The 24,916-nt window shown below is 44.5% G+C and carries 21 protein-coding genes; 6 read left to right on the top strand and 15 right to left on the bottom strand.

All coding sequences use genetic code 11. The features are described 5' to 3' along the window. The first annotated feature begins 14 nt into the window (after positions 1-14). The gene (locus ACVBDU_RS00620; RefSeq protein WP_447177843.1) at positions 15-1,040 is read left to right on the top strand and encodes a UDP-glucose--hexose-1-phosphate uridylyltransferase; all 1,026 of its coding nucleotides are present in this window, start codon (positions 15-17) and stop codon (positions 1,038-1,040) included. Here the strand turns inward: ACVBDU_RS00620 and ACVBDU_RS00615 are convergent. The 10 genes from ACVBDU_RS00615 to bcp all read right to left on the bottom strand — a co-directional run bounded on the left by ACVBDU_RS00615 (position 1,032) and on the right by bcp (position 11,186). Beyond that, positions 1,032-1,784: a LytR/AlgR family response regulator transcription factor gene (locus ACVBDU_RS00615; RefSeq protein WP_447177842.1), complete on the bottom strand. Its 753-nt coding sequence runs from the start codon at positions 1,782-1,784 to the stop codon at positions 1,032-1,034. The genes ACVBDU_RS00620 and ACVBDU_RS00615 overlap by 9 nt on opposite strands. A 33-nt stretch (positions 1,785-1,817) precedes the next feature. Further along, a complete protein-coding gene (locus tag ACVBDU_RS00610; protein WP_447177841.1) occupies positions 1,818-2,138 on the bottom strand; it encodes a 2TM domain-containing protein in 321 nt (106 codons plus the stop codon). Positions 2,139-2,170: 32 nt separating this feature from the next. Continuing rightward, positions 2,171-2,467 carry a 2TM domain-containing protein gene (locus tag ACVBDU_RS00605; RefSeq protein WP_447177840.1) on the bottom strand — a complete coding sequence of 99 codons (297 nt, stop codon included), beginning with the start codon at positions 2,465-2,467 and terminating at the stop codon, positions 2,171-2,173. Positions 2,468-2,501: 34 nt separating this feature from the next. After that, positions 2,502-3,845, bottom strand: a complete 1,344-nt coding sequence (locus ACVBDU_RS00600) for a 2TM domain-containing protein (RefSeq protein ID WP_447177839.1) — start codon at positions 3,843-3,845, stop codon at positions 2,502-2,504. A 406-nt stretch (positions 3,846-4,251) separates the two neighbouring features. Continuing rightward, positions 4,252-7,110, bottom strand: coding sequence for a zinc-dependent metalloprotease (locus ACVBDU_RS00595; protein WP_447177838.1), 2,859 nt, complete (start codon positions 7,108-7,110; stop codon positions 4,252-4,254). A 335-nt stretch (positions 7,111-7,445) separates the two neighbouring features. Continuing rightward, positions 7,446-7,913, bottom strand: coding sequence for a protease complex subunit PrcB family protein (locus ACVBDU_RS00590; protein WP_447177837.1), 468 nt, complete (start codon positions 7,911-7,913; stop codon positions 7,446-7,448). 59 nt (positions 7,914-7,972) lie between these two features. Next, positions 7,973-8,158 carry a hypothetical protein gene (locus tag ACVBDU_RS00585; RefSeq protein ID WP_447177836.1) on the bottom strand — a complete coding sequence of 62 codons (186 nt, stop codon included), beginning with the start codon at positions 8,156-8,158 and terminating at the stop codon, positions 7,973-7,975. Positions 8,159-8,263: 105 nt separating this feature from the next. Further along, on the bottom strand, positions 8,264-8,758 hold the full coding sequence (locus tag ACVBDU_RS00580) for a hypothetical protein (protein WP_447177835.1): 495 nt from the start codon (positions 8,756-8,758) through the stop codon (positions 8,264-8,266). A gap of 9 nt (positions 8,759-8,767) precedes the next feature. After that, positions 8,768-10,639, bottom strand: coding sequence for an ABC-F family ATP-binding cassette domain-containing protein (locus ACVBDU_RS00575; protein ID WP_447177834.1), 1,872 nt, complete (start codon positions 10,637-10,639; stop codon positions 8,768-8,770). 85 nt (positions 10,640-10,724) lie between these two features. Further along, the gene (bcp, locus tag ACVBDU_RS00570) at positions 10,725-11,186 is read right to left on the bottom strand and encodes a thioredoxin-dependent thiol peroxidase (RefSeq protein WP_447177833.1); all 462 of its coding nucleotides are present in this window, start codon (positions 11,184-11,186) and stop codon (positions 10,725-10,727) included. Between the two features lie 113 nt (positions 11,187-11,299). Between bcp and ACVBDU_RS00565 the strand changes: the two genes are divergently transcribed. Beyond that, complete coding sequence (locus ACVBDU_RS00565; RefSeq protein WP_447177832.1) at positions 11,300-11,971, top strand: endonuclease III domain-containing protein; 672 nt, start codon at positions 11,300-11,302, stop codon at positions 11,969-11,971. 90 nt (positions 11,972-12,061) lie between these two features. On the opposite strand, the gene ACVBDU_RS00560 is transcribed toward ACVBDU_RS00565, so the two are convergent. Continuing rightward, positions 12,062-12,205, bottom strand: coding sequence for a hypothetical protein (locus ACVBDU_RS00560; RefSeq protein ID WP_170164588.1), 144 nt, complete (start codon positions 12,203-12,205; stop codon positions 12,062-12,064). Positions 12,206-12,265: 60 nt separating this feature from the next. Further along, the gene (locus tag ACVBDU_RS00555; protein WP_447177831.1) at positions 12,266-12,850 is read right to left on the bottom strand and encodes an RNA polymerase sigma factor; all 585 of its coding nucleotides are present in this window, start codon (positions 12,848-12,850) and stop codon (positions 12,266-12,268) included. Between the two features lie 316 nt (positions 12,851-13,166). Between ACVBDU_RS00555 and uvrA the strand changes: the two genes are divergently transcribed. Next, positions 13,167-15,971 carry an excinuclease ABC subunit UvrA gene (gene uvrA, locus ACVBDU_RS00550; protein WP_447177830.1) on the top strand — a complete coding sequence of 935 codons (2,805 nt, stop codon included), beginning with the start codon at positions 13,167-13,169 and terminating at the stop codon, positions 15,969-15,971. A gap of 269 nt (positions 15,972-16,240) precedes the next feature. On the opposite strand, the gene ACVBDU_RS00545 is transcribed toward uvrA, so the two are convergent. After that, positions 16,241-17,458, bottom strand: coding sequence for a multidrug effflux MFS transporter (locus tag ACVBDU_RS00545; protein ID WP_447177829.1), 1,218 nt, complete (start codon positions 17,456-17,458; stop codon positions 16,241-16,243). 351 nt (positions 17,459-17,809) lie between these two features. Here ACVBDU_RS00545 and ACVBDU_RS00540 point away from each other — a divergent pair, with 351 nt between their 5' ends. After that, positions 17,810-20,290 (top strand): M14 family metallopeptidase, encoded by a 2,481-nt coding sequence (locus ACVBDU_RS00540; protein ID WP_447177828.1) that lies wholly within the window; start codon positions 17,810-17,812, stop codon positions 20,288-20,290. 198 nt (positions 20,291-20,488) lie between these two features. Here ACVBDU_RS00540 and ACVBDU_RS00535 read toward each other — a convergent pair whose 3' ends face one another. Next, complete coding sequence (locus ACVBDU_RS00535; RefSeq protein WP_175545744.1) at positions 20,489-20,665, bottom strand: hypothetical protein; 177 nt, start codon at positions 20,663-20,665, stop codon at positions 20,489-20,491. A 168-nt stretch (positions 20,666-20,833) separates the two neighbouring features. Between ACVBDU_RS00535 and fumC the strand changes: the two genes are divergently transcribed. Together fumC and hutI are read left to right on the top strand one after the other, a co-directional pair. Further along, positions 20,834-22,231 (top strand): class II fumarate hydratase, encoded by a 1,398-nt coding sequence (gene fumC, locus ACVBDU_RS00530; protein ID WP_447177827.1) that lies wholly within the window; start codon positions 20,834-20,836, stop codon positions 22,229-22,231. Between the two features lie 128 nt (positions 22,232-22,359). Beyond that, on the top strand, positions 22,360-23,604 hold the full coding sequence (gene hutI, locus ACVBDU_RS00525; protein WP_447177826.1) for an imidazolonepropionase: 1,245 nt from the start codon (positions 22,360-22,362) through the stop codon (positions 23,602-23,604). Between the two features lie 221 nt (positions 23,605-23,825). On the opposite strand, the gene ACVBDU_RS00520 is transcribed toward hutI, so the two are convergent. Further along, positions 23,826-24,836 carry a DUF8428 domain-containing protein gene (locus tag ACVBDU_RS00520; protein WP_447177825.1) on the bottom strand — a complete coding sequence of 337 codons (1,011 nt, stop codon included), beginning with the start codon at positions 24,834-24,836 and terminating at the stop codon, positions 23,826-23,828. Between the last annotated feature and the right edge of the window lie 80 nt (positions 24,837-24,916).

Raw genomic sequence — 24,916 nt, 5'->3', positions numbered from 1 at the left:
ACAGTAAACACACCATGATCCAGAAAGAAGTTTTGCAAAATCAATCTCATAAGAGATTTAACATACTAACCGGGGAATGGATACTGGTCTCACCCCATCGGACCAAACGTCCCTGGCAGGGACAACAGGAAAAACAACCGGCAGCGGACAGGCCTTCGTATGACGAAAGTTGCTATCTATGCCCCGGAAACAAAAGGGCAAGTGGCGATATAAACCCGGAATATACGGATACCTATGCTTTTACCAATGATTTTGCCGCCCTGCAAAACGAATCCGACCCCTTTGTTATAAACGACGGGTTGCTCCGGGCGGAGAGTGAACAGGGCACGTGCAGGGTTATCTGTTTTTCCCCCGATCACTCCAAGAGCCTCGCAGATATGGAAACCCCCGATATAGAAAAGGTAGTTTCCTTATGGCAGGAAGAATACAGGCATCTCGGCCAGCAAAAAGACATCCGTTACATACAAATATTCGAAAACAAAGGGGCTGTGATGGGATGCAGCAATCCGCACCCGCACGGACAGATCTGGGCCCAGAGCTCCATCCCGAATGAAGTGATCAAAAAAGACAAGAGGCAAAAGGAATATTACCAGAGCAACCGGAAGAGCCTGCTGTCTGATTATATACTACAGGAAATAAGCAATAAGGAAAGACTGGTATACGAAAACGACCATTTTGTAATACTTATCCCTTTCTGGGCGGTATGGCCTTTTGAAACGATGATATTGCCCAAAAAGCACCAATCCAGCATCAGGCAATTGTCCGGAGCAGAAAAAACAGCTTTTGCAGATGCCATCCATTTTATAACCGCTACTTACGATAAACTCTTTGATTGCTCCTTTCCGTATTCCGCAGGTATCCACCAGGCGCCAACGGACGGAAAAGACTATGACCACTGGCACTGGCACATGAGTTTTTATCCGCCGTTACTCCGCTCGGCAACCGTAAAGAAATTTATGGTCGGTTACGAAATGTTTGCCATGCCACAACGGGATATTACTGCCGAAAGTGCGGCACAGCGGTTACGCGAATTAGCCTAACCAGTCTTTAAAATCTTTAACCCGTTCCCGGCTTACGATGATTTCCTGCCCGTTATACCGATGCAGTTTCACCTGGAGCCGGGCATTGGTATATGCTATAATATCGCGTATAGCTGATACATTGATATAGAATTTACGGCTCACCCGATAAAAGGAATCTGGGGGTAATTCGCTTTCCAGGGAATCCAGCGTAGTGTCCAGAAGGTAATCCCTTCCTTCGGAAGTGTGTATATAGGTACCTTTATTCTCACTGTAAATGCACTCTATCTCCTCTATTGGAACCATTTTCAGACGTTGGCCTACCTTCACCGTAAAACGTTTTTTGTACTGGCGGTCCAGTGGGTTTACGAGCATTTTTCGCACCTCTTCGAAATCCAGTTGTATACGGCTGGACGGAATGCGGTCGCGATACTTTTTCATGGCTTCTTCCAGTTCTTCATCGTCTATGGGCTTTAACAGGTAGTCTATGCTATTCAGTTTAAACGCCCTCAGGGCGTATTCATCATAAGCCGTGGTAAAGATCACTGCGCTCTTTACCTCTATAGCTTCAAAAATCTCAAAAGACAGGCCGTCCGATAATTGTATATCGAGGAATATGAGATCAGGATGCTCGTTCTTCCCGAACCACTCCATGGCTTCCTCTACGGAATGAAGCATGTCACTAACTGGTATTCCCAGTTTTTCCACCATACGTTGTAACCGTCTCGCCGCGGGTTTTTCGTCTTCTATGATAATAACTTTCATGTATATGAGCTACAAATGTTGATATATTTTTCCTTATTCCCAGCGTTGTCTCTTTCGTTCCTCTTTTTCCATATAGCGCCGTATCTGTCGTTTTTCCCATTCCTTGCTGAGAAAAAGGTTAGGTATAAAAACAGACATACCGTGTATAACCACCCCTATACCCCAGAATATAGCCGTAGAAAAGGTGCCGAAAGTCCAGAACTCTTCTCCGTCCTTGTATGTTTCCACTCCTATAAATCCTATGAGAAACAGGTTTATGACCGAATACCAAAGTAAATGCCTGTAAAATGCCTTTTCTCTGTCCAGCCTTTTCTTTGCCCGGAGGTATTTCTCTTCTTTTGTGTAGATTTCCATAGTCGAGTTCTTTTAGAATTACGTGATGAAAGCTACTCCCACCTGGTACTTTCTTCTTCCTCCCTCATATATTCCCGTATCTTTTTCTCCTCCCACTGTGCTCCGAAGAAACCATTGACCAGGAACACTCTTGTTGCATGAAAGGCCAGGCCTACGCCCCAGCCCACGGCCGGAAAAAAGAACCATTTAACGCCCCAGAACGTCCAGTAATTAATCAGGAGCAGTATCAGGTTTACAACCACATAACAAAATAAATGCCTGTAAAACCGCTTTTCTCTATCCAGTCTTTTCCTGGCACGAAGGTATTTTTCGTCTTTTGTCATATTCATAGTTGGTTTCTTTAAAAATTGGAAACAAAATTACTTACTGCCACCGGGTACCTTTTTCTTCCTCCCGCATGTATTCCCGGATCTTTCTTTCCTCCCACTGCCTGCCGAAAAACCCCCTGTCCAGGAATACCCGGGCAGCGTGAAAAGTCAAACCTATTCCCCAGCCAAAAGCCGGGAACCAGAACCACTTATATTCCCAGGAAGTCCTGTAGTTTATGAAGATCAGAAAAGGGATTACAATGCAGTAAGACATTAAATTCCAGTAAAACTCCTTAAGTTCTTCCACCCGCCTTTTAGCAGCCATGTATTTTTCATCCATTTCCTCATTTTCTGTTTGTATCATTTCTATTTGTTTGGTTAGCATTGGTATTTTTACTTCAAAAGAAGTTGCATTTTCGTATACTTCCACTTTCCTTTCGGTAAGCAGCTTATAGCGTTGTTTTATATTCGCCAGGCCTACGCCACTACCTTTTTTTATGACTTGTTTGCGTTGTACGTTATTGCGTATGACGAGATCTCTCCCTTCTTCACAGATAGTTATACGCAAAGGGTTCTTTGCCGTCACCGTATTGTGCTTTACGGCATTTTCCAGTAACAATTGCAGGGACAGGGGCACTACTTTTGCTTCCGGATTACCGGATTTCTCCGGCATTTCGAATTCTATGCTGTCCTCAAAGCGCATCTTTAAAAGGCTCACATAAATCCGGGCAAATTGTAACTCTTCATCCACGGACACCAGTTCTTTGTTTTTCTGTTCCAGTACATAACGGTAGATCTTGGACAGGGAAGTCGTAAACTTCTGGGCAGACTCTGGTTTTTCATCAATAAGACTGGTCAGTACATTAAGGCTATTGAACAAAAAGTGCGGATCGAGCTGATTTTTAAGCGCGTCGAACTGTGCGGATGCCGTACCTGCAATGATCTTCTGTTCCTTTACCCGTTTTTCCTGGAATGCCCGATAAAAAAAGAAGGCGTGAAAAAACAGGGATATAAGCAGGGTAATGATGATCACCCCGAAATAAAATCCGCCGTTCTCCGACATCAAAAAATCCCGGAAAGACAATCCGTCCAGGTAGACCCGGTGAAAAATCCGAAGGGCAAAAACACAGGGAAGCGTTACCAGTACCGTTCCGAGTATTCCCGTAACCAGGTTGTACTTTTTTCGTTTCCTTTTATATATATTACTGATATACTTTACGATAAAGGAATTAACAAAAGTAAGCGGTATCCCATATAATGCGTAATAGCCATAAGACAAGAGGATATCCCCGTTAAAGGCCGTAGAAAAGCCGGATAAAAACCTATAGGTCTGTTCCACCAGAAAAAGTACGGCGCTTATCAGTGCTCCTATAAGTACCAATCGGAAATATTCTTTCATGAATTCGTTTTTATCATTAATTTCGTGTCTCTCTTTTGCTGGGGCGGGAAGCCAAAACATAACCAAAACCGGCTTTCCCTGACTGTTAAAGTTACAATTTTCCTCGGCATATCCATTTACACAGGAACAAATTTCCGCTTTGTATCTGTCTTCCGGAAAAGCAACTGTCCGAATTGTAAAAATCACCGGATGAACTGTCTTTTATACCGCAAAAAGAGATCATCCGAAAGGCTTTTTACGTTATTTTTCCTGATCTTATCCGGATGAGATGAAGGAGACCTTCTCCTGCCCTGTGGTCTATCGTCAGCCGGTAAGGTAAGGTCATATACGGGTATCCGGAGGGTACAAAAAATCCCATCTCCCTGTTCCGAAGTGCAGGAAAACGGGATATCCGGGAAAGATTCCCTTATTCTTTAATAAAACGTTTCGTAACCTTTTCTGTATCCGAAAGTAACCGGATAAGATATACTCCTGGCCTTAACCTGTCCGTACGTACGGCATTCCCGCTAAGCACCCCTTTATCTACCTGTCTGCCGGAAAGATCTATAATAATATAGTTCATCATTTTCCCGGGATTTTCAATATATAAAAGGCTTTCCCGTACCGGGTTGGGATATAGTTTTATTTCGGGGACATCCCGGGCTTCTCCTCTTCCCATATCGGAAAAAGCAGGTAAAGACGTTTGAGCAGCGCCGGCACTTCCTATACAAAAAGCAGTAGATTCCGAAGCGTTGAAGTCCCCTCCGGAAGCCAATACCGCCCCGGTTTCCGTATTGGTGAGAGTATACGAGCCATTGCCATAAGAACAGCAAATGCCATCGCCATAACTGTCGCGTATAATAAAAGTATAGCAACCGTCTTCCAGAGTTTCGTTCAGCAACAGGGTAGTTCCTCCGGTTTCCCCGTTATACGTACCGCCCTGGGCTATTATATCGTTACCGTCATCCAGTATTTCCCAGCTCGTCTCTGCCGGGTAATTGTCAAACGTAAGGGCCAGTTCCACATCGGCCGAACCGGTCGGGGGTGTAGTAGTACCCATGCAAAAATCCGTAGATTCTTCATTGTTAAACGATCCGCCGGAAGCAAGGGTATCGCCGGTGGTTATATCGGTTAGTGTATAGGAACCGTTGCCATAGGAACAGCAAATACCGTCTCCATAGACATCTTTAATCACAAAAGCGTAACACCCGTCCGGCAGGAATTCTTCGATTACCAGCGTAGAACCGTCCGGCTGGCTGCCGTATGTACCCCCGGAGAGAACAACCTGCCCTGTTCCGTCCAGAACTTCCCAGCTGGTCTCTTCGGGGTAATTGTCAAAGGTGATACTCAAGCGGATATTGTTGTCGTCTCCGCCGCCCGGTTCATCGGAAATGGTGAAATTCGTATTGGAGATGTCATAGAAAATATTGCCGGCCGCTTCCACTTTTATCCGGTTCTGGTTACCGGGACTATCCGGTACGGTAATATCTGCCGAACCGGTATTCGGGACACCGGAAGCGAGAACGGAAAACGTATTGCCACCGTCGGCAGACAGCAGTATGTTTACATTCTGGCAATTCACCGGTGTGCTGTTGCTCCCTGCAACATCCCATGTCACGGTTTGTGTTGTTCCGATCTCCCAGTTCACATTACTGTTTGGGGAAGTAACGGCAAACGGACCGGAATTACCGTCTACGGTCACTGACATGTCATCGCTGTTATTCGCTGCTCCCCCGGCGCGGTTATCCCTGACGGTCAGCCTGAAATTCATTGTTCTCCCTACATTGGGAACTACTTCCCATTGCGAAGAGGTGCTCCCGGTCAGAACCGTACTTAGTGCGGGAAAATACCTTTCTCCGGAGGCAGAGGGTATTACGGAGCGAAAAGCAACCCCTGAAGTGGCTGTAGCGGTCGGGAAGGTGTGCACGGCATTATTTTCATCCATTTGTTCCCAGCAATAGGTAAGTACATCTCCTGCATCGGCATCCGTTCCGGCCCCGGTAAGTACAAAGGGCGTCCCTTTAGGTATGGTATAGTTTGCCCCGGCATCGGCCGTAGGGACATTGTTGCCCGTAGTTGTCTCACCCTGGCAACTGGTAGATTTCACATAATTGGTGATCTGTTCTATGGTAAACGCGTGAAAATAGGGATCGCTGTGTGGCTGTACATCCGTACTGCCGGTAATTCCGGCATATCCCATGATAGTAGATCCGCTTCCCGGTTCGAAATGTGCATCCGTACCCTCGTTACGTATGGTAAATGTGTGATTCCCGCCGAACTGGTGCCCTATTTCATGGGCTACATAATCCACATCAAAATTATCTCCCTCCGGGGTGGAATGGGAACTGAAGCCGCTTCCTTTCCGGTTATTCACACAAACGCAACCTATACATCCCGCGTTACCATTATTTCCTCCCCGTTGCAACAGGTGTCCCACATCATAATTGGCTTCTCCTATAACACTGCTCAGTGTAGATTGTAACTGGCTGTTGTAGCTTCCTGTATACGGATCGGAAGAAGCATTGGTATAGATAACATCATCCGTATTGGCTATAAGTTGCATGGTAACGCCAAAGTCGTTTTCAAAAAGACCGTTAACCCGGGTCATCGTTGCATTGATAGCCGCAAGGGCATCTGCCTTTGTTCCTCCGAAATACTGGGTGTATTCCCCCGGGACGGAAACTGCCAGCCTGAAGGTACGCAGTATACCGTCATCTGCATTGGGCCTGGCCTGAACAGTAGCAGTTTTCTTTGTCACCTGGTCTTTTACCATACATTCGAAAGGCTCCGGGGCCGTATCCCTGTCTTTTCTGTCGTATACCGTATAATATGTACGGTCCGAAGTATACGGTTCTATAAATACCGTTCCGTTTCCCGCGGAAAGCCGCATACTCTGCAAACCCAGATGAGATACACTGAAACGGATCACCATGGACGGATCGTCTATACCTTGTCCGGCATAAGAATGTATCCCGGGATACCTTGCCGCAAGGTCCGGATGCATGACAGAAGCTTCCGTTACCCGGAAACTTTCCAGTTCGCCTTCGGCATTGGGGAAACGAACGACAATTCCGGAAGACACGGCACGTCCCCTTTGCGGGGCCGTCTGCAGTGCCTGTTGCAATCCGTTTACATCCAGCTTGTAAATTTTCCCGTAAGAGAGTGGTTCTTTGGCAGGCATTACCTGCGATTTTCCTGTTCCCCCGGCCAATGACCAGAAAGAATCCTGTCCGTAACCATACCACAGGCTACACAGAAACGTAAAAAAAAGTAGTTTTTTTCTCATAATAAGTTAAGTTTAAGATTATGGGCAATACGTTAAAATTAACAATTTTTAAGAAAAAATACATGAATTATAACACATAAAATTCTTCAAACCTTAAAACATAACTGTATATATTCGAAATCCAGAAGAAACAATCGTTCTTTTATAAAGGTTCCCAGAAAACAAAAAACCGGAAGAAGATCATCTCCGGAAGGCTCTTTATTATCTGGTTAAAGATTAAAATCCTGCTCCCGATGATCTCTATCGGGAGCAGTTTTTATAAATTTTAGCCACGGACACACAAATGATTATACATCGGTGTATCCGTGGCTAAAAAGGTTTTGTAATCCGGGTATTTAGTTGAAAACAACCTGTTTGTCCGAACGCGGAAGTTCTGCAAAAATAAACGGGTTGGTAATGGCCATACTGGTCATATCCCCTTCTGCGGGTTGTATGTTCCGTACATATACCTGCACGGCACCCCCGGCTTCTTCTATCTTTTCTATTTCTACCCGGTTTCCTCCGGACGACCGTTGCCCCATAAACATCGCAACGACCATGCTTTTGGTGAAATCCACCTTCGGGACTTCTATTCCGGGTCTCCGGGTACGGTTTATAATGCCATATACTTTTTCCAGTTCCTCCTGGCTGGTTATCACCCGATTTTCTGCTGTATCCGTACCGCCATAACTGTCTTCAAGGAGGATTTTATAATCCAGTGATTTTTCTCCGGTATCGCCGCTTTGTGCCTTACCATCCTGTTTTGCCCCCATACAGGCACAAAATAATATGATTACACCGATAAGTAATACGTTTTTTTTCATGTTTCTCAGGGCTTAAATATATAATTAGTTCAAAATCGTGCTAATGGCAACGGGTTATCTCATTCCTGTTTTTCTTTGTCCGTTTCTTCTTCTTTACCTGTTTGTTTTTCTTTTTTCCTATCGTAATAATTATCGCGAAAACTCTTCCCCTTGCGATTCTTCCACTTTCGCACACTCCTTCGGTTGTTCCACATGACCAAGAGGAATAAAATAACAATCACTATTACCCAGCCGATACTTTTCATACCAATAATCAGACAAATATGGTTTATAATATATTATGAATCTTTCGATTGATGCTCCCAGACTGATTTTCAGATCAATTCTTTATTTCTTATAAAGTTACGTTTTTAAGGGCGAATTACGAAATGTTCCCTGGCCTGCCCTTCCCGAAAGAATACTACTCCCACATAAAAAAGGTCTACGGTAACGGTCACCTGCTCGTTTTTTTTTATTTCCTCCCAGGCCATTTCAGATGTAGTATTTCTATGTATACCCTTAATTATCAACACATCATCAATTCCAACTTTTTCCTCTTTCAGAAAATATTTCACAGCATCCGGCCGGAGTTCCTTGTTGTAATAAGTGATTTTTTCTTTGGTATCGTATGCGGATATAACCGGAAAGTAATTCCGTAACGCATCGGTTAACTCCTTATCCGGCCGCAGAATACGCACACTATCCGCATGGAAATACGCAATGGTACGAAGCAGCAATTGTTGCGCTTTGGTCCCCCGGAATTTTTGTTTTCCGTACAGCCCCCTGGTGACATAAGCATACACAAAAGGCGAATGTATCCCGTGTTGATTGGTAGATTTAAGCAGAAATTTCAGGTACCTGAGCATACATGTGCTTTAGTCTTTATACGAAAGTTCCAGCCAACGGTTGGTCTTATCCTCTATTTCCGACAAAACCTTTTTGAGCCGTACGGAAAGTTCGTCAATACGTCCTCCCCTCATACTTTCATCGGCAAACATAACCTCTATTTCTTTCTTTTCTTCTTCCAGTTTACGTATATCCTTTTCCAGTCGGTTGTACTCCTTCTGTTCATTATAGGAAAGTCCCTTATTAGCATCTTTACGCCAGGTGTTCTTTTCCTTACCGGAATTGGTATCTGTAGTTTTAGTGTCGTTCGCCACTGTCGGTATGCTATCTTCGTAAATCCTGTAATTCGTATAATTACCAGGAAAATCCTCTATTTCAGCATCTCCTTTGAACACCAACAGGTGGTCTACTATCTTATCCATAAAATACCTGTCGTGCGACACTACGACAAGACAACCGGGGAAATCCAGCAAAAACTCTTCCAGGACGTTGAGGGTAATAATATCGAGATCGTTCGTAGGCTCATCGAGAATAAGAAAATTAGGGTTGCGGATAAGTACGGTACACAGGTAAAGGCGTTTTAATTCACCTCCACTCAGTTTCTCAACAAAGTCGTATTGCTTTTTCCGGTCGAACAGAAAGCGCTCCAGGAGTTGAGCAGCAGAAATCTGTTTGCCTTTCATTAAAGGAATGTAATCTCCGAAGGCGCGGATAACGTCTATTACTTTCTGTTCCGGCTTTACTTCTATTCCGGACTGGGTATAGTACCCGAATTTCACGGTTTCGCCGATAACGACCTTACCCCCGTCGGGAGCAATATCCCCGGTAAGCAGGTTCAGAAAGGTAGATTTCCCGGTACCGTTTTTACCGATAATCCCTACGCGCTCTCCTTTCCGGAATACATACTGGAACTTTTGAAGTATTTTTTTCTCTCCATACACTTTGGACACATTGTGCAACTCTACGATCTTGCTTCCCAGCCGTTCCATGTTGATCTCCAGTTGCACCTGGTGGTCTTTACGGCGCTGATGTGCTTTTTCCTTGATGTCGTGAAAATCATCTATCCTGGATTTGGATTTGGATGTCCTCGCTTTCGGTTGACGGCGCATCCAGTCCAGTTCCTTAACATAGAGGTTCTTCGCTTTTTCTACGGAAGCTTTCTCCGCTTCTACCCTGGCTTCCTTTTTTTCGAGGTAGTAGGAATAATTTCCTTTGTACGTATACAACTTACCATCTTCCAGCTCCACGATCTCGTTACACACCCGTTCCAGGAAGTACCTGTCGTGAGTGACCATAAAGAGCGTGATGTTCTCTTTGGCAAAATAGGACTCTAACCACTCTATCATTTCCAGGTCCAGGTGGTTGGTAGGTTCGTCCAGAATTAGCAGGTCCGGACTATTGAGCAATACAGTAGCCAGTGCAAGTCTCTTTTTTTGTCCGCCCGAAAGCGAAGACACCTTTTGAGAAAGGTCATCGAGTTTCAGCTTGGAAAGTATTTGTTTATACCTGGTTTCGAAATCCCATGCCCGGTGCAACTCCATTTGTTCAAAGGCACGCTGGTATGCCTCTGCTTCCTCCGGGTTTTGCAATGCGTCTTCATAGGCTCGGATAACTTTCAATATCTTGTTTTCGGAAGCAAAGATCGTTTCTTCTACGGTAAGTCCGGATTTCAGATCCGATTCCTGGGGCAGAAACCCTATATATATCCCATTCCTGGAAACTACCTGCCCGCTATCCGGTATGTCTTTTCCCGTTATAATGTTCAACAGGGAAGTTTTCCCGGTGCCGTTTCTGGCTATGAACGCAATTTTCTGATCTTTGTTTATCCCGAAAGATATATCGGTAAACAGTACGCGTTCTCCGAAAGATTTGGATATATTTTCTACTGACAGATAATTCATTGTATCTCTTTTAGATTTGAGATATTAGATCTGAGATTTTAGACTCTATACACTAATAACTCCTTAACTCCGGGATTTCTGATGCCTAAACGCCTGCGTCCAGTATCTGGGCCGCGTGGTCTTTGGTTTTCACTTTCTCTATGACCCGTTCCACTTTTCCTTTTTCGTCAATAATAAAAGTCATGCGGTGTATTCCGTCATAGGTTTTACCCATAAATTTCTTTTGTCCCCAAACACCGAAAGCTTCGATCACTTTCTTATCCACATCGGCGAGTAAAGGAAAAGGAAATTCGTATTTTTCCTTAAAGTTGGACTGTCTTTTTTCGGAATCTGCACTTACACCCAGCAACTCATATCCTTTCTTTTTCAGTTCCTGGTAATTGTCCCGCAGGTTACATGCTTCGGCAGTACATCCCGGGGTACTTGCTTTCGGATAAAAGAATACGATCCATTTTTTGCCCAGGTAATCGGAAGAGGAAACTGCATTTCCATCCTGGTCGGTGACTGTAAATTCCGGTACTTTATCTCCTGGTTTCAGTGTTTTCATTTTTGATATAGATTTTAGATTCGAGATTTTAGATGTTAGATTTGGGATATTGGATTATGACTTCGTACTTCGTACTTTTTTACATATTTTAGTCGGCCAAAAGTAATGTAAAAATGACCAAAACCCAAAAAGTGGCGTTTGTCATGGAAACGCTGGAAAAGATATACCCGGAAATCCCGATACCTCTTGACCATAAAGACCCTTATACCCTGCTTATTGCCGTATTGCTGTCGGCACAAAGTACGGATGTCCGGGTCAATCAGATCACCCCTTTGTTATTTGAAAAGGCCGATAATCCTTATGCCATGATACGGCTTACCCGCGAAGAAATCCAGGATATAATCCGTCCCGTAGGCCTTTCTCCCATGAAATCCAAGGGGATCTACGAACTGTCGCATATCCTCATAGACAAATATAACGGCGAGGTCCCTGCGGATATGGATGCTTTGGAAACCCTTCCGGCGGTAGGTCACAAAACGGCCAGTGTTGTGGTTTCGCAGGCTTTCGGTATTCCTGCTTTTCCGGTAGACACCCATATTCACCGGCTTATGTACCGTTGGGGGCTCAGTAACGGCAAAAACGTTATCCAAACGGAAAAGGATGCAAAACGATTGTTTCCTAAAAAAAAATGGAACAAACTGCACCTCCAGATCATCTGGTATGGCAGGGAATACTCTCCGGCCCGGGGGTGGGACCTGGAAAAAGATATTATTACCCGAACCGTAGGAAGAAAAACGGTAATAGACGAGTATTATAAAAAGAAGAAACCGTCTTCTAAGCTATAACCTGTCCGGGAAACATCACCCCACGGGGGTGAAGGGCAGTATCGCCGGAAGAGGTTTTCTTTAAAAAACGGTTTCTCTATAACTACGTGTTCAGTTCAGCAGAGTCTCGAACTGTATTTCCTCATAATCCACAACACGAAGTGCTTTGGAATAATTGAGCAGGAAATTAATGGTTTCCCGCTTAGGTCCGATTTTCTTATAATCCGCTGATTTCTTGGTGTAAAGATTTGCCATGCCGTTTATAAAATTTCAGGGTTGTTTTTTTAAAAACGTGGCAAAACCTCTAATATTGCATTACTGGTTTGTTAAAACTATGTTATTTTTTTCCACGATTTTCCGGAGATTGATAATCGCATAGCGCATTCTCCCCAAAGCAGTGTTTATACTTACCCCGGTGATCTCGGAAATTTCCTTAAAGCTCATATCCTTGTACATACGCATGATCAGTACCTCCTGCTGGTCTGTCGGAAGTTCTTTTATAAGGTTCCGCACATCGTCTTCCACCTGGTCTTTGATGATCTGCCTTTCCACATTCAGTGTGTTATCGCTTATCACTGAAAAGATGTTAAAATCATCATTCCCCTCAAATTTGGGCATTCGCATATTTTTCCTGAAATGGTCTATAATCAGGTTATGCGCTATACGCATTACCCAGGGAAGAAACTTTCCTTCCTCATTATACGCTCCTCTTTTCAGGGTTCGTATCACTTTTATGAAAGTATCCTGGAAAATATCCTCTGCGATATCCTTATCGAATACTTTGGAAAAAATAAAACTGTAAACTCTTTGGGAATGACGGTTGATAAGTGCCTCTAACGCCTTTTCATCACCACACAAATATTGTTCTACCAAAGCAGAATCCTGAAGAAGTTGCTCCATAATTTATTACTTTTTAATCGAAAGTGATGCACTTCCCATAAGGGAAAATGCCATATTCTATTTTTCAGTTCTCAAAAGTAATTTTATGGCCTATGCGATGTTTTTTTAACGTTTAGCTGGCCAAATATAATAACATTCCTTAATTAAATGCAAATATTAAATTGAATTTTCTACAAATTGCCAAACGTGCAACATGGTTTCAAAGTGGCTTAAATCCCATTAAACCGGGTAATATGCCAGGATAACAGTCAAAAAGTAAAACAGGCTTTTCAGTTGTTTTATTATCCTTTATCTTTGTATTTTTCCTTTTTAAGCTATGACGGACATATCCCTATTAAGCCCTAAACAGAATATACTTATTAAAGGTGCCCGGCTCCACAACCTGAAGAACCTGGATGCCGCTATTCCCCGAAATAAGCTGGTTGTCATAACCGGACTTTCCGGTTCCGGTAAGTCCAGCCTTGCTTTTGATACCCTTTATGCCGAAGGGCAGCGCAGATATGTGGAAAGCCTTTCCTCCTATGCCCGGCAATTTCTGGGCAGGCTGGACAAACCTAAAGTCGATTATATCCGTGGGATAGCCCCGGCCATAGCCATCGAACAAAAAGTAAATTCCACCAATCCGCGTTCTACCGTAGGTACCACTACGGAGATATACGACTACCTGAAACTGCTTTATGCCCGTATAGGCAGAACATTTTCTCCCGTATCCGGGGAAGAAGTAAAAAAGAACACCGTTACTGATGTAGTGGATTTCGTAAACAGCTACGAACCCGGCAGCAGACTATTGCTTTTATCTCCGGTACATATACCGGACCACCGCAGTGCATTGGAAAACGTCAAAATACTGGCACAACAGGGCTACGCACGTATAAAATACCGCGGTGAGATAATCCGTATCGATGAAATCGAGGAAGAAATAGAGCCGGATTTTTACCTGGTGGTAGACAGGATCATAACCAGGCCGGATGACGAAGATTTCATAAACCGTCTCTCCGATGCTGTGGAAACTTCTTTTTTCGAAGGAAAAGGCCAGTGTATTATTGAAGAAATAGCAACCGGAGAGCAAACGAATTTCAGCAACAAATTCGAAAGGGACAATATTCAGTTCCTAGAACCTAACATACACCTGTTCAGTTTTAACAACCCTTTCGGCGCCTGCCCGAAATGTGAAGGGTACGGAGACATAATAGGTATAGACGAAGACCTGGTGATACCCAATTCGGGCTTATCCGTATACGAGAATGCCATCTTCCCCTGGAGAGGTGAAAGCATGGGCTGGTACAGGGATCAACTGGTCAACAATGCCTATAAGTTCGATTTTCCCATCCACAAACCCTGGTTTGAACTTACCGAGGAACAAAAACAATTGGTTTGGGACGGAAATTCCTATTTTACCGGACTCCATGATTTTTTTGCGGAACTGGAAGAAAAGAATTATAAAATACAAAACCGGGTGATGCTCTCCAGGTATCGCGGAAAAACAAAATGCCCGGAATGCAAAGGGAAAAGACTGCGAAAAGAGGCCGATTATGTAAAAGTAGATGATAAAACCATATCCGAACTGGTGGAAATACCTCTGCACCGCCTTGCGGATTTCTTCAAAGATATAACCCTTACGGAATACGAACAGAAAGTAGCCGGAAGATTGCTTAAAGAAATAAACAACCGCTTGCTGTTCCTTTCGAATGTTGGATTGGAATACCTTACCCTCAACCGTAAATCCAATTCCCTTTCCGGTGGGGAATCGCAGCGTATCAACCTGGCCACTTCCCTGGGGAGTAGCCTGGTAGGGTCTATGTATATCCTGGATGAGCCCAGTATAGGACTGCACCCCAAAGATACCGAAAAGCTCATATCCGTACTGCAATCGCTCCGCGACCTGGGCAATACGGTTATTGTGGTGGAACATGACGAGGATATTATGAAAGCCGCCGACACTATTCTGGATATCGGTCCGGAAGCCGGTACACTCGGAGGAGAAGTCGTGGCCACGGGTACTTATGACGAAATACTTAAAGCCCATACGCTTACCGGCGATTACCTCAGCGAAAGAAAACAGATAGAAGTCCCTAAAAAAAGACGGACTTCCAAAAATTATGTCCATATCAAAGGGGCCAGGGAAAACAATCTCAAAAATATAGATGTCACTTTTCCACTGAACATGCTTACCGTGGTTACCGGGGTATCCGGAAGCGGAAAAAGCTCGCTGGTAAAGAAAATCCTCTACCCGGTGATCCTTAAAGAAACCGGCGGATACGGAGAAAAAGCCGGGAAATATACTGCTGTTGAGGGAAATTACAGTTCCCTGAAGTCCGTAGAATTTGTCAACCAGAACCCCATAGGGAGATCTTCCAGGTCCAACCCGGTTACTTATATCAAGGCCTATGACGATATCCGGGCCCTGTTCACTTCCCAGAAATTGGCCAAAATGAGGGGATATCAGCCCAAACACTTCTCTTTTAACGTGGATGGCGGACGTTGTGAAACCTGTAAAGGAGAAGGCGAAGTAACCATAGAAATGCAGTTTATGGCCGATGTGGTATTGCCCTGTGAAACCTGTAAAGGCAAACGCTTCAAAAAAGAAATACTCGAAGTGACCTTCGAAGGAAAAAATATCAATGATGTGCTGACCCTTACCATAGATGACGCCATCGACTTTTTCGGGGAACACAAACAGAAAAAGATCATCAATAAACTACAGCCTTTACAGGATGTGGGACTGGGGTATGTTACCCTGGGACAATCTTCCTCCACACTTTCCGGGGGAGAAGCGCAACGGATAAAGCTGGCTTCGTTTCTCTCTAAAGGCAACACCGATGAAAAAACCCTGTTTATATTTGACGAACCTACCACGGGACTGCATTTTCACGATATCAAAAAACTGCTCGCTTCCTTTAATGCGCTTATAGAAAAGGGACATTCCGTAGTTGTGGTAGAACACAACCTGGAACTGATAAAATGTGCGGACTATATTATTGATCTCGGTCCGGGCGGTGGAGAAAAAGGTGGTACCGTCATTGCCGAAGGTATCCCGGAAGAGATCGCCAAAAACAAAGAATCGTTTACGGCACAATACCTAAGGGAGAAATTATCCCTGAGGGTTGATGATCTTTCCTGAAACCGCAATATTCATATTTTCAATATAGAGACGCACGGCCGTGCGTCTCATTTATTTATCCCGTTAACAGGAATTTAACCCTTTCCATATTCTCTTTTACCGAATTTGGCACGCTATTTGAAATTAATCAAACAGATTAAACGGTTAGTTAGTTTTTTTCATATTTTGGTTGGTTAGTTGAAAGACCCTGTATCACTTGATGGTACAGGGTTTTATTTTGGCGTTTCATGTATATGACAATGAACCCGTCTAAACTTTTGTCATTTTTGTCACTCATATACCTTTTTACGAAACCGAAAAACCTGCCCGGATTTTTTTCCTGTCACAAGCAATAGCATGAAAGAAATAAAGGACATCAGGAATATCAGCAGTACCATAGGAAACTTTGTGCCGTCATGCATCACTCCCATCAGCGCGGAAACAGCGGCTCCCGCTCCCATTTTAAGACTGCCATTCATCGCCGATGCCGATCCTATATTATTTGAAAAGGGTCTGAGAGACAATGCGGTGGAATTGGGATTTATAAAGCCCAGGAGGAATAGTATACAGAACAAAAGTCCGGCAAAGACCGGTAACGGGAGTTCAAACCGCCATACTCCTATGAGAAAGATCACCGTAAGGATAAGCTGTATGAAAGAAGTTTTCCGGGTCAGTTCCACCACGTCAAAACGGTTCAGAAGATACCTGTTGCACTGGCTCCCCGCAATAAAACCGCAGGCATTCATCCCGAACATCCATCCGAAAGTAGATTCGGATACCCCGTAGAGTTTCATCAACACAAACGGTATCCCGGAAACATAGGCAAACATTATGGCCATAGCAATACTACCGGAAAGGCCGTAGAGAATAAAATCGTTATTGCTCAGTACCGAAATATAATTACCTGCTATTTTTTCCGGTCTTAACGACACTTCTGTATCCTGTCCTTTGCTCTCTTCCAGAAAGAAACGGATAACTACCATAAGGATGACGGCAATAACAAAGAGAAAAACAAAAATGGAGCGCCATCCGAAAGCCCCTGTAAAAATTCCTCCCAGGGTCGGGGCCAGTACGGGAGCCACTCCCATTACCAGCAATATGGAAGAAAAGGCCTTAGCTACTTCATCCAACGGAAAACGATCGCGGATAATGGCACTATAAGCCACCATACCCGCACATCCGCCGAGTGCCAGAATAAGCCGCATCCCTATAAGCCACCAGATATTCTGCGACAACGCACAACCTATAGCGGCAAATGCATAGATCGCAAGACCTATCAGTAAAGGTTTCTTGCGTCCGAAACGGTCCAGCAACGGGCCATATATGAGTTGCCCCACCGATATACCTATAAAATAGGTGGTCAGTGTCAGGGATACATGTGCATCATCCGTCTTCAGATCCTCCGCAATAGCCGGAAAGCCCGGAAGGTACATATCTATGGAAAAAGGCCCTAAAGCAGCAATAAAGCCCAGTATAACAATTAAAACCTGCTGTTGTTTCTTTGTCATTTCAGAAATAAATTGTGGATGAACCGGAATTTTGTAACGGGAAGGTGCAAAAGTATATATAATAGGCACGTTTCTTTCCCTTAGCCGATGCTTTAACATCATATTTACATTTCCACAAAAAAGGGATGATCTATTATGATAAAAAAATAACAGCCAACCTGCGGACAGTCTTAATCTGACAAATTATATTTTCCTCCCTGAAAAATATAAAAGAAGCATTTTTAATACAAATTTCTGCCTGATCCGTAAAAAGTAACATTTTTGCAGGCCGGGCGATGAACTTTGGGGAAAAAAGGCTATTTTCGTTTATATGCATGCCACTCAGGGGCAAGAAAAAACAGTTAAACAAACATGAATATCTACCGGCTTTTCTCCCGCTTTACGCACTTCTGCCTTTTTGTCCTCTTTTCCTCCCTAAGCACCGCACAGGAACTGAAATCTCCCGCGGAATTCCTGGGCTATGAACCCGGAACCCGCTTTACCCGTCATTCTCGGGTGGTGGAATATTACAGGCACCTGGCGGAAGCTGCCCCCGACAGGATAAAACTGCAGACCTACGGCGAAACTTATGAACACCGGGAGCTCATTCTTTGCTATATTTCTTCCCCTGCCAATATCAATAACCTGGAGTCTATCCGTACCGAACATTACAAATCTCTGGAAGGAAAATCGGGAAATGACAAAGCTATCGTATGGCTCAGCTACAACGTACACGGTAATGAAAGTGTAAGTACCGAAGCCTCCATGCAAACTACTTATGATCTCATTACCCAAAAGCAGGAATTACTGAACAATACGGTGGTTATCCTCGACCCTTGTGTGAATCCGGACGGAAGGGACCGTTATGTGAACTGGTATAATCAGAATGTAAACTTTCCCAATAATGTAAACCCGGACAGCAAGGAACATCACGAGCCCTGGCTCAACGGGCGGCCCAATCATTATATGTTCGACCTCAACAGGGACTGGGCATGGCTCACCCAAAAAGAGAGCAGGCAACGGGTTGCCATCTTCAATCAATGGCTTCCGCACGTACATGCCGATTTTCACGAACAGGGAATGGACGCCCCCTATTACTTCGCACCGGGAGCAGAGCCTCTGCACGAGGTTATTACGGACTGGCAAAAGGATTTCCAGGTAGCCATAGGAAAAAATCACGCCGCTTATTTCGATGCGGAGGGATGGCTTTATTTCACCAAAGAAGTATTTGACCTGCTCTATCCCAGTTACGGGGACACCTACCCTATGTACAACGGCAGCATAGGCATGACCTATGAACAGGGAGGCAGCGGCAGGGCCGGACTGGGTGTCATTACTTCCAACAAAGATACCCTGACCCTCAAAGACCGGCTGGTACATCATTACACTACCGGAATATCTACGGTAGAGATAGCTTCCGAAAACGCCCGAAAATTAAATGACGAATTCGAAAAATTCTATGCCCGTCGTGATTATAAATACCGCAACTATGTCCTTAGCGGTAACAGCGACCGCATAAATACCCTAACCGGCTTGCTGGATCAGCACAATATAAAATATCACTTCACCGGTCAGACAACAGTTAAAGGTTATGATTATACCACGGGAAAACAAGGAAGTCTGAAAACCAATGAGGGTGACCTTGTTGTACCCTCAGACCAACCCAAAAGCACCCTGGTAAAAGTATTGTTTGAACCCAGGACCAAGCTTAACGATTCCCTTACCTACGATATCACTGCCTGGGCTCTCCCTTATGCGTACGGACTTGATGCTATCGCTACGGAAAGCGGCACGGTTTCCGTCAATGACAAAACCTCCGAAACAAAAACTCCTTCCCTTTCTCCCGATCCAGCTGCGTATGCGTATGTCTGCGACTGGAAAAGTATGGAAGATGCCCGGTTTCTCACGGCACTACTGAAAACAGGCATCCGGGTAAGGTATAGTGAAGAACCTTTTACGGTTTCCGGAAAAGATTTTAAAAGAGGAAGCCTGATCATTGCGAGAAGGGACAATACCAGAGACAAAGACTTCTTCCGGAAATTAACCTCCGCGGCCGGCCAATACAACCGGAAACTCACTGCTACGCCCACAGGTTTCGTAACCAAAGGAAAAGATCTCGGTTCCTCATATGTACGCCCGGTTCCCGACGTAAAGGCAGCACTTTTATCCGGATCTCCCGCTTCTACGCTGAATGTCGGAGAAATATGGCATTTCTTTGAGGAGCAACTGGGATATCCCTTAACCATAATCGATACGGATTATTTTGACCGGATCAACCTTTCGTCCTATGATGTACTGATACTTCCCGAAGGAAAGTATGACAAATATCTGGACGAAAACAGAATAAACCGGTTAAAAGAATGGGTAAAAAACGGTGGAAAACTGATAGCAATAGGAAGTGCGATCCATTCCCTTAAAGAAGAAAAGGAATTCGGGATCAAAGAAAAAGAAGCAGAAGATAAAGAAGATTCGTCTTTTATGCCTGTTCCTTACAATTCCTGGGAAAGGAACCACGTAAAAAACAATATTACCGGGGCCGTTTACAAAGTTAAGACAGATACTACCCACCCCCTGGCTTTCGGTTATCCCGGCACTTATTTTTCCCTGAAACAAAGTAGCAGTGCATTTGATCTGCTGGAAAGCGGTAATGCTTTTTACCTCGAAAAAGACGGGACCCCGCTATCTGGTTTTGCCGGCAGCGAAGCACAGAAAAACATAGCGAACACCCTTGTTTTCGGCGTGCATTCCTGCGGTAAAGGGAATATTGTGTACCTGGTAGACAATCCCCTGTTCCGGGGATTCTGGGAAAACGGTAAGCTATTGTTTGTAAATGCGCTCTTTATGGTGCAATAGTAAGGTTGTGGGGTGGAGGTTTTCACTTACAAGTTCCAGAGCGAAGCCAAAGGACAGTTACAGACAGACAGATCAGACATGCAATTATAACCAGACGATAACTCATCAACTCCAAAACCTTACAACTGCCCCACTAAAAGGACTCCCAACTCCGGAACTAAAAAAAGGGCCCGATATCGGAGCCCTTTTTGTGCGTTTTTACGCCTGCATCTTCTTAGCTTTTTTAGCCTCGCGTTTTTCTTTGATCATCTCCATGATCGCTCCGCTTATCCAGTAAGGAATTGCAAAAGCAGTAAGGAATACCATCAACCAGAATCCCAGAAGGGCTATACCCGCGAATGCTAAAAAGCCTAAATACTGGTCAAATTCAAACATAATTTCCGGAAATTTTCGAATTCAGTGCAAAAGTACCGTTTTTAATTGAAACTCCGAAGGCTTTTCGGAACTAAATCCAAAAACTTCCTGTATAAAAAATCAAAAATCACCAGGTATTACACGGCAAAATAGTAATTTTGTAGATAGTGTAAAATCTTAATAAACATCATGGAATACAGAATAGAAAAAGATACGATGGGAGAGGTTAAAGTTCCTGCGGATAAGCTATGGGGAGCCCAGACCGAACGTTCCAGAAACAATTTTAAAATAGGTCCTTCGGCCTCCATGCCACTGGAAATCATCTACGGGTTTGCTTACCTGAAAAAAGCAGCGGCCTACACCAACTGTGAACTGGGTGTACTCCCGGAAGAAAAAAGGGACCTTATTGCCCGGGCATGTAACGAAATTCTGGAAGGTAAGCACGACGACCAGTTTCCCCTGGTCATCTGGCAAACGGGTTCCGGTACCCAGAGTAATATGAATGTCAATGAAGTGGTTGCCAACCGTGCACACCAGATTGCCGGGAAAACTATAGGTGAAGGCGAAAAAACTCTTCAGCCCAACGACGATGTAAATAAATCGCAATCTTCCAACGACACCTTCCCTACCGGGATGCACATTGCCATTTACAAAAAAATTATTGAAGTTACCATTCCGGGAGTGACCAGGCTCCGCGATACGCTGAAGAAAAAATCGGCCGAATTCCGGGATGTGGTAAAAATAGGACGTACACACCTTATGGACGCCACGCCACTGACTCTCGGGCAGGAATTTTCCGGATACGTATCGCAACTCGACCACGGACTGAAGGCCCTGAACAACACTCTTGATCACCTTTCGGAACTGGCACTCGGAGGTACCGCGGTGGGAACCGGGATAAATACACCCCAGGGATATGCGGAAAAAGTAGCGGAATATATAGCGAAATTTACCGAAATTCCGTTTAAGTCTGCCGAAAACAAATTCGAGGCCCTGGCTTCGCACGATGCCCTGGTGGAAACACACGGTGCACTGAAACAACTGGCCGTTTCCCTGAATAAAATAGCAAACGACATACGCATGATGGCTTCCGGACCGCGCTCCGGTATCGGGGAGATACTCATACCTGCCAACGAACCGGGAAGTTCCATCATGCCCGGGAAAGTAAATCCTACACAGTGTGAAGCGCTAACCATGGTTTGCGCACAGGTTATCGGTAACGATGTTGTCGTATCTGTAGGTGGAACCCAGGGACATTACGAACTGAATGTTTTCAAACCGGTAATGGCGGCAAACCTCCTGCAATCCGCACAACTCATTGGTGATGCCTGTGTAAGCTTTGAAGAACACTGTGCTTCGGGGATAGAGCCAAACCACACCAGGATCAAGGAACTGGTGAACAACTCCCTCATGCTGGTTACCGCTCTCAACCCCAAAATAGGATACTATAAAGCGGCGGAAATCGCCAACACCGCTCATAAAAACGGAACTACCCTCAAAGAAGAAGCCGTCAACCTCGGGTACCTCACCCCCGCGGAATTTGACGAGTGGGTAAAACCGGAAGATATGGTGGGCTCCCTGAAGTAGTCCTCTGCAAGTAAAGATGCACCCCATGCATCTCAACCGGATAAAAGCCGTGTATCTCCCTAAGATCCCGTTACGTAAGGATCTCCAAAGAAAGAGTACACGGCTTTTATCACACAAAAAACAGACTCGTGAACATACTCATCAAAAATATTAAACAACTTCTCCAGGTAAGGGACACCCCCGTTAGGAAAGTATCCGGACCGGAAATGAAAGACCTTCCCGTAATAGAAGACGCCTTTCTTCTTATAGAAAACGGCAACATAGCGGACTACGGAAAAATGAAGGACCTTCCGGATTTGGCAACAGGCAGGATTATCGATGCATCTGGTAAAGTGGTCCTGCCGGCATGGTGCGACAGCCACACGCATATTGTATACGCCGGAAACCGGGAACAGGAATTCGCAGACCGTATCAACGGACTTTCTTATGAAGAAATAGCTAACCGTGGTGGTGGTATCCTCAACTCTGCAAAAAAACTGGAAGAAACTTCCGAAGACGATCTTTACCGGCAATCAGCAAAACGACTGGAAGAAGTAATCGCCATGGGTACCGGTGCCGTTGAAATAAAAAGCGGTTACGGGCTCAGCACGGATGCCGAGTTGAAAATACTGCGGGTCATAAAAAGGCTTCGGGAAAACTATGACATTCCCGTTAAATCCACTTTTCTTGGAGCTCATGCGATTCCGGCAGCGTACAAATCGGACAGGAAAGGCTATATAGACCTCATCATCAATGAAATGATCCCTGCCATAGCGGAAAAAGGTCTCGCAGAATATGTAGATGTATTTTGCGAAAAGGGATATTTCACCACAGAAGAGACCGAAAGTATTCTCGAAGCGGGAAAAGCTTTTGGTATGATACCCAAGATACATGTCAACCAGTTTAATGCCATAGGTGGTGTCCAGGTTGGGGTAAAACACAACGCGCTCTCCGTGGATCACCTGGAAGTAATGCGGGATGAAGACATAGAAGCATTGAAAGGATCGGAGACCATGCCTGTAGCACTGCCTTCGTGTTCTTATTTTTTGAGTATCCCTTACACTCCCGGCCGTAAAATAATAGATGCCGGGCTTCCCCTAGCCCTGGCCACCGATTATAACCCGGGATCAACTCCCAGTGGCAATATGAATTTTGTTGTTGCCACCGCATGTATCAAGATGAAGATAACCCCCGAAGAAGCCATTAATGCCGCTACGATAAACGGGGCTTATGCTATGGGATTGTCGGATACTCACGGAAGTATTACACGAGGAAAAAAAGCCAACCTGATCATTACGCGGGAAGTGCCGAGTTATTCTTTCCTTCCCTATTCCTTCGGGAGTAATTCCATAGAACAGGTACTTGTTAACGGTAAGACTTTTACCTGTAATTGATTGATATAAGGATTTCGGTGGTTACACAAAATTATACGGCACAGTATCCTTTGTTATGCTTTGAGCCCACTCCGTGTGTCCTGTGTCTTCCCTGCGGGTCTCTGTGTAATGATTTTTTCACCCCGACGATGCGAAAGAGATCTGCCCAGCAGGTTAAAATCCATAAAAAAACCACTATCCGAAATACAGATAGTGGTTTTTTGATAAATTTTATCAGGATGCTATTTCAACTCGAAAGATGAAGATCCTAACTCCCGCAGCTTACTGTCAAAAATTTTAACCTCGTAATTACCTCCTTCAAAGCCATCACCTTCCTTATCTAGGTAATCGCATACATCAAGAGCGGCATTTTCGTAGTAAAAGTTAGATATTTTACTATACGTTAAATTCCTGGAAGCGGACTCCTGTACAGATTCTATTTCTTCCGCTACTTCTTCCGCAATAACGGAATCGCCATCTATGGATGCAACCCCATCGGCTACTGCATTTTTGGCTTCAGACATACTTTTCACCGCCGGAGGTGTGTAACTGGCTACGGCATTTTCTCCCATAACAGACCCGCCAGGTCCGGTTACCTGCACATAAAACTGGGTATCTCCGGCAGATGCTATCCGGTTTGCAGCAACAGTATAACATATTTTAAGCTTATCTGCTCTTCGGTGACGGTTTACGGAAACCAGTTTTCCGCTGTTGCGTTCTTTCACGGCTTCCACAGAAAATTTTGAAAGGCTGAGTGCCGATCCCGCGTCTACTACTTTTGCCAGCTGAACGTTCTGTGTCAGGATAGAATCGGCATATTCCGCTTGCCTCTCCAATGTCGTCCTAGTGCTGTCTCTCTGCATGGTCAGCACTTCATTGGATCGACGGAGGGAGTCGTTCTGAGCCAGGAGAAATTCTCTTTCCTTGGTGAGAACATTTACCTGCCTTCTGTAACGATACAACGCAGAAATATCCGCCTTCATACTTTTCACGGAATCTATATACTGGTCTATCCTTGTTCTGGCATCCAGTAACTCCTGATTTGTAGAATCACCCTCCTGGATCGCTCTGTCATAATCCGCTTTCAGATTATTCAAATCTTCGACCACCAGGTTTTTCTGATTGGTGAGTTCATTTTTAGTCTTTTTACTATCGCTATACAAACTTGAAGTATAGATAATTGTCCCTATGAGGGCCACCCCAAGTAACGCAGCTATTACTTTTAAACCGTTATTACTCTTTGATTCAGTCATAATGATTTCTTTTTAACTGTTAACGCCTGATTTTAATTTTTGTTATATGGCCAGTGAATATATATACGAATAAATTTAAC

The sequence above is a fragment of the Sinomicrobium endophyticum genome (assembly GCF_052983315.1).
Note: the sequence above shows the minus strand (reverse complement) of the source record. Positions and strands in the feature narration are given on the sequence as shown.

Bases quoted from the DNA above. Each gene is read 5' to 3' on its own strand.
- ACVBDU_RS00605 (WP_447177840.1), bottom strand. From the start codon at position 2,467: ATGAATATGACAAAAGACGAAAAATACCTTCGTGCCAGGAAAAGACTG.
- ACVBDU_RS00555 (WP_447177831.1), bottom strand. From the start codon at position 12,850: ATGGAGCAACTTCTTCAGGATTCTGCTTTGGTAGAACAATATTTGTGT.
- ACVBDU_RS00565 (WP_447177832.1), top strand. From the start codon at position 11,300: ATGACCAAAACCCAAAAAGTGGCGTTTGTCATGGAAACGCTGGAAAAG.
- ACVBDU_RS00610 (WP_447177841.1), bottom strand. From the start codon at position 2,138: ATGGAAATCTACACAAAAGAAGAGAAATACCTCCGGGCAAAGAAAAGG.
- ACVBDU_RS00545 (WP_447177829.1), bottom strand. From the start codon at position 17,458: ATGACAAAGAAACAACAGCAGGTTTTAATTGTTATACTGGGCTTTATT.
- uvrA (WP_447177830.1), top strand. From the start codon at position 13,167: ATGACGGACATATCCCTATTAAGCCCTAAACAGAATATACTTATTAAA.
- ACVBDU_RS00575 (WP_447177834.1), bottom strand. From the start codon at position 10,639: ATGAATTATCTGTCAGTAGAAAATATATCCAAATCTTTCGGAGAACGC.
- ACVBDU_RS00580 (WP_447177835.1), bottom strand. From the start codon at position 8,758: ATGCTCAGGTACCTGAAATTTCTGCTTAAATCTACCAATCAACACGGG.
- ACVBDU_RS00595 (WP_447177838.1), bottom strand. From the start codon at position 7,110: ATGAGAAAAAAACTACTTTTTTTTACGTTTCTGTGTAGCCTGTGGTAT.
- ACVBDU_RS00560 (WP_170164588.1), bottom strand. From the start codon at position 12,205: ATGGCAAATCTTTACACCAAGAAATCAGCGGATTATAAGAAAATCGGA.
- fumC (WP_447177827.1), top strand. From the start codon at position 20,834: ATGGAATACAGAATAGAAAAAGATACGATGGGAGAGGTTAAAGTTCCT.
- ACVBDU_RS00600 (WP_447177839.1), bottom strand. From the start codon at position 3,845: ATGAAAGAATATTTCCGATTGGTACTTATAGGAGCACTGATAAGCGCC.
- ACVBDU_RS00540 (WP_447177828.1), top strand. From the start codon at position 17,810: ATGAATATCTACCGGCTTTTCTCCCGCTTTACGCACTTCTGCCTTTTT.
- ACVBDU_RS00590 (WP_447177837.1), bottom strand. From the start codon at position 7,913: ATGAAAAAAAACGTATTACTTATCGGTGTAATCATATTATTTTGTGCC.
- ACVBDU_RS00620 (WP_447177843.1), top strand. From the start codon at position 15: ATGATCCAGAAAGAAGTTTTGCAAAATCAATCTCATAAGAGATTTAAC.
- ACVBDU_RS00585 (WP_447177836.1), bottom strand. From the start codon at position 8,158: ATGAAAAGTATCGGCTGGGTAATAGTGATTGTTATTTTATTCCTCTTG.
- ACVBDU_RS00615 (WP_447177842.1), bottom strand. From the start codon at position 1,784: ATGAAAGTTATTATCATAGAAGACGAAAAACCCGCGGCGAGACGGTTA.
- bcp (WP_447177833.1), bottom strand. From the start codon at position 11,186: ATGAAAACACTGAAACCAGGAGATAAAGTACCGGAATTTACAGTCACC.
- ACVBDU_RS00535 (WP_175545744.1), bottom strand. From the start codon at position 20,665: ATGTTTGAATTTGACCAGTATTTAGGCTTTTTAGCATTCGCGGGTATA.
- ACVBDU_RS00520 (WP_447177825.1), bottom strand. From the start codon at position 24,836: ATGACTGAATCAAAGAGTAATAACGGTTTAAAAGTAATAGCTGCGTTA.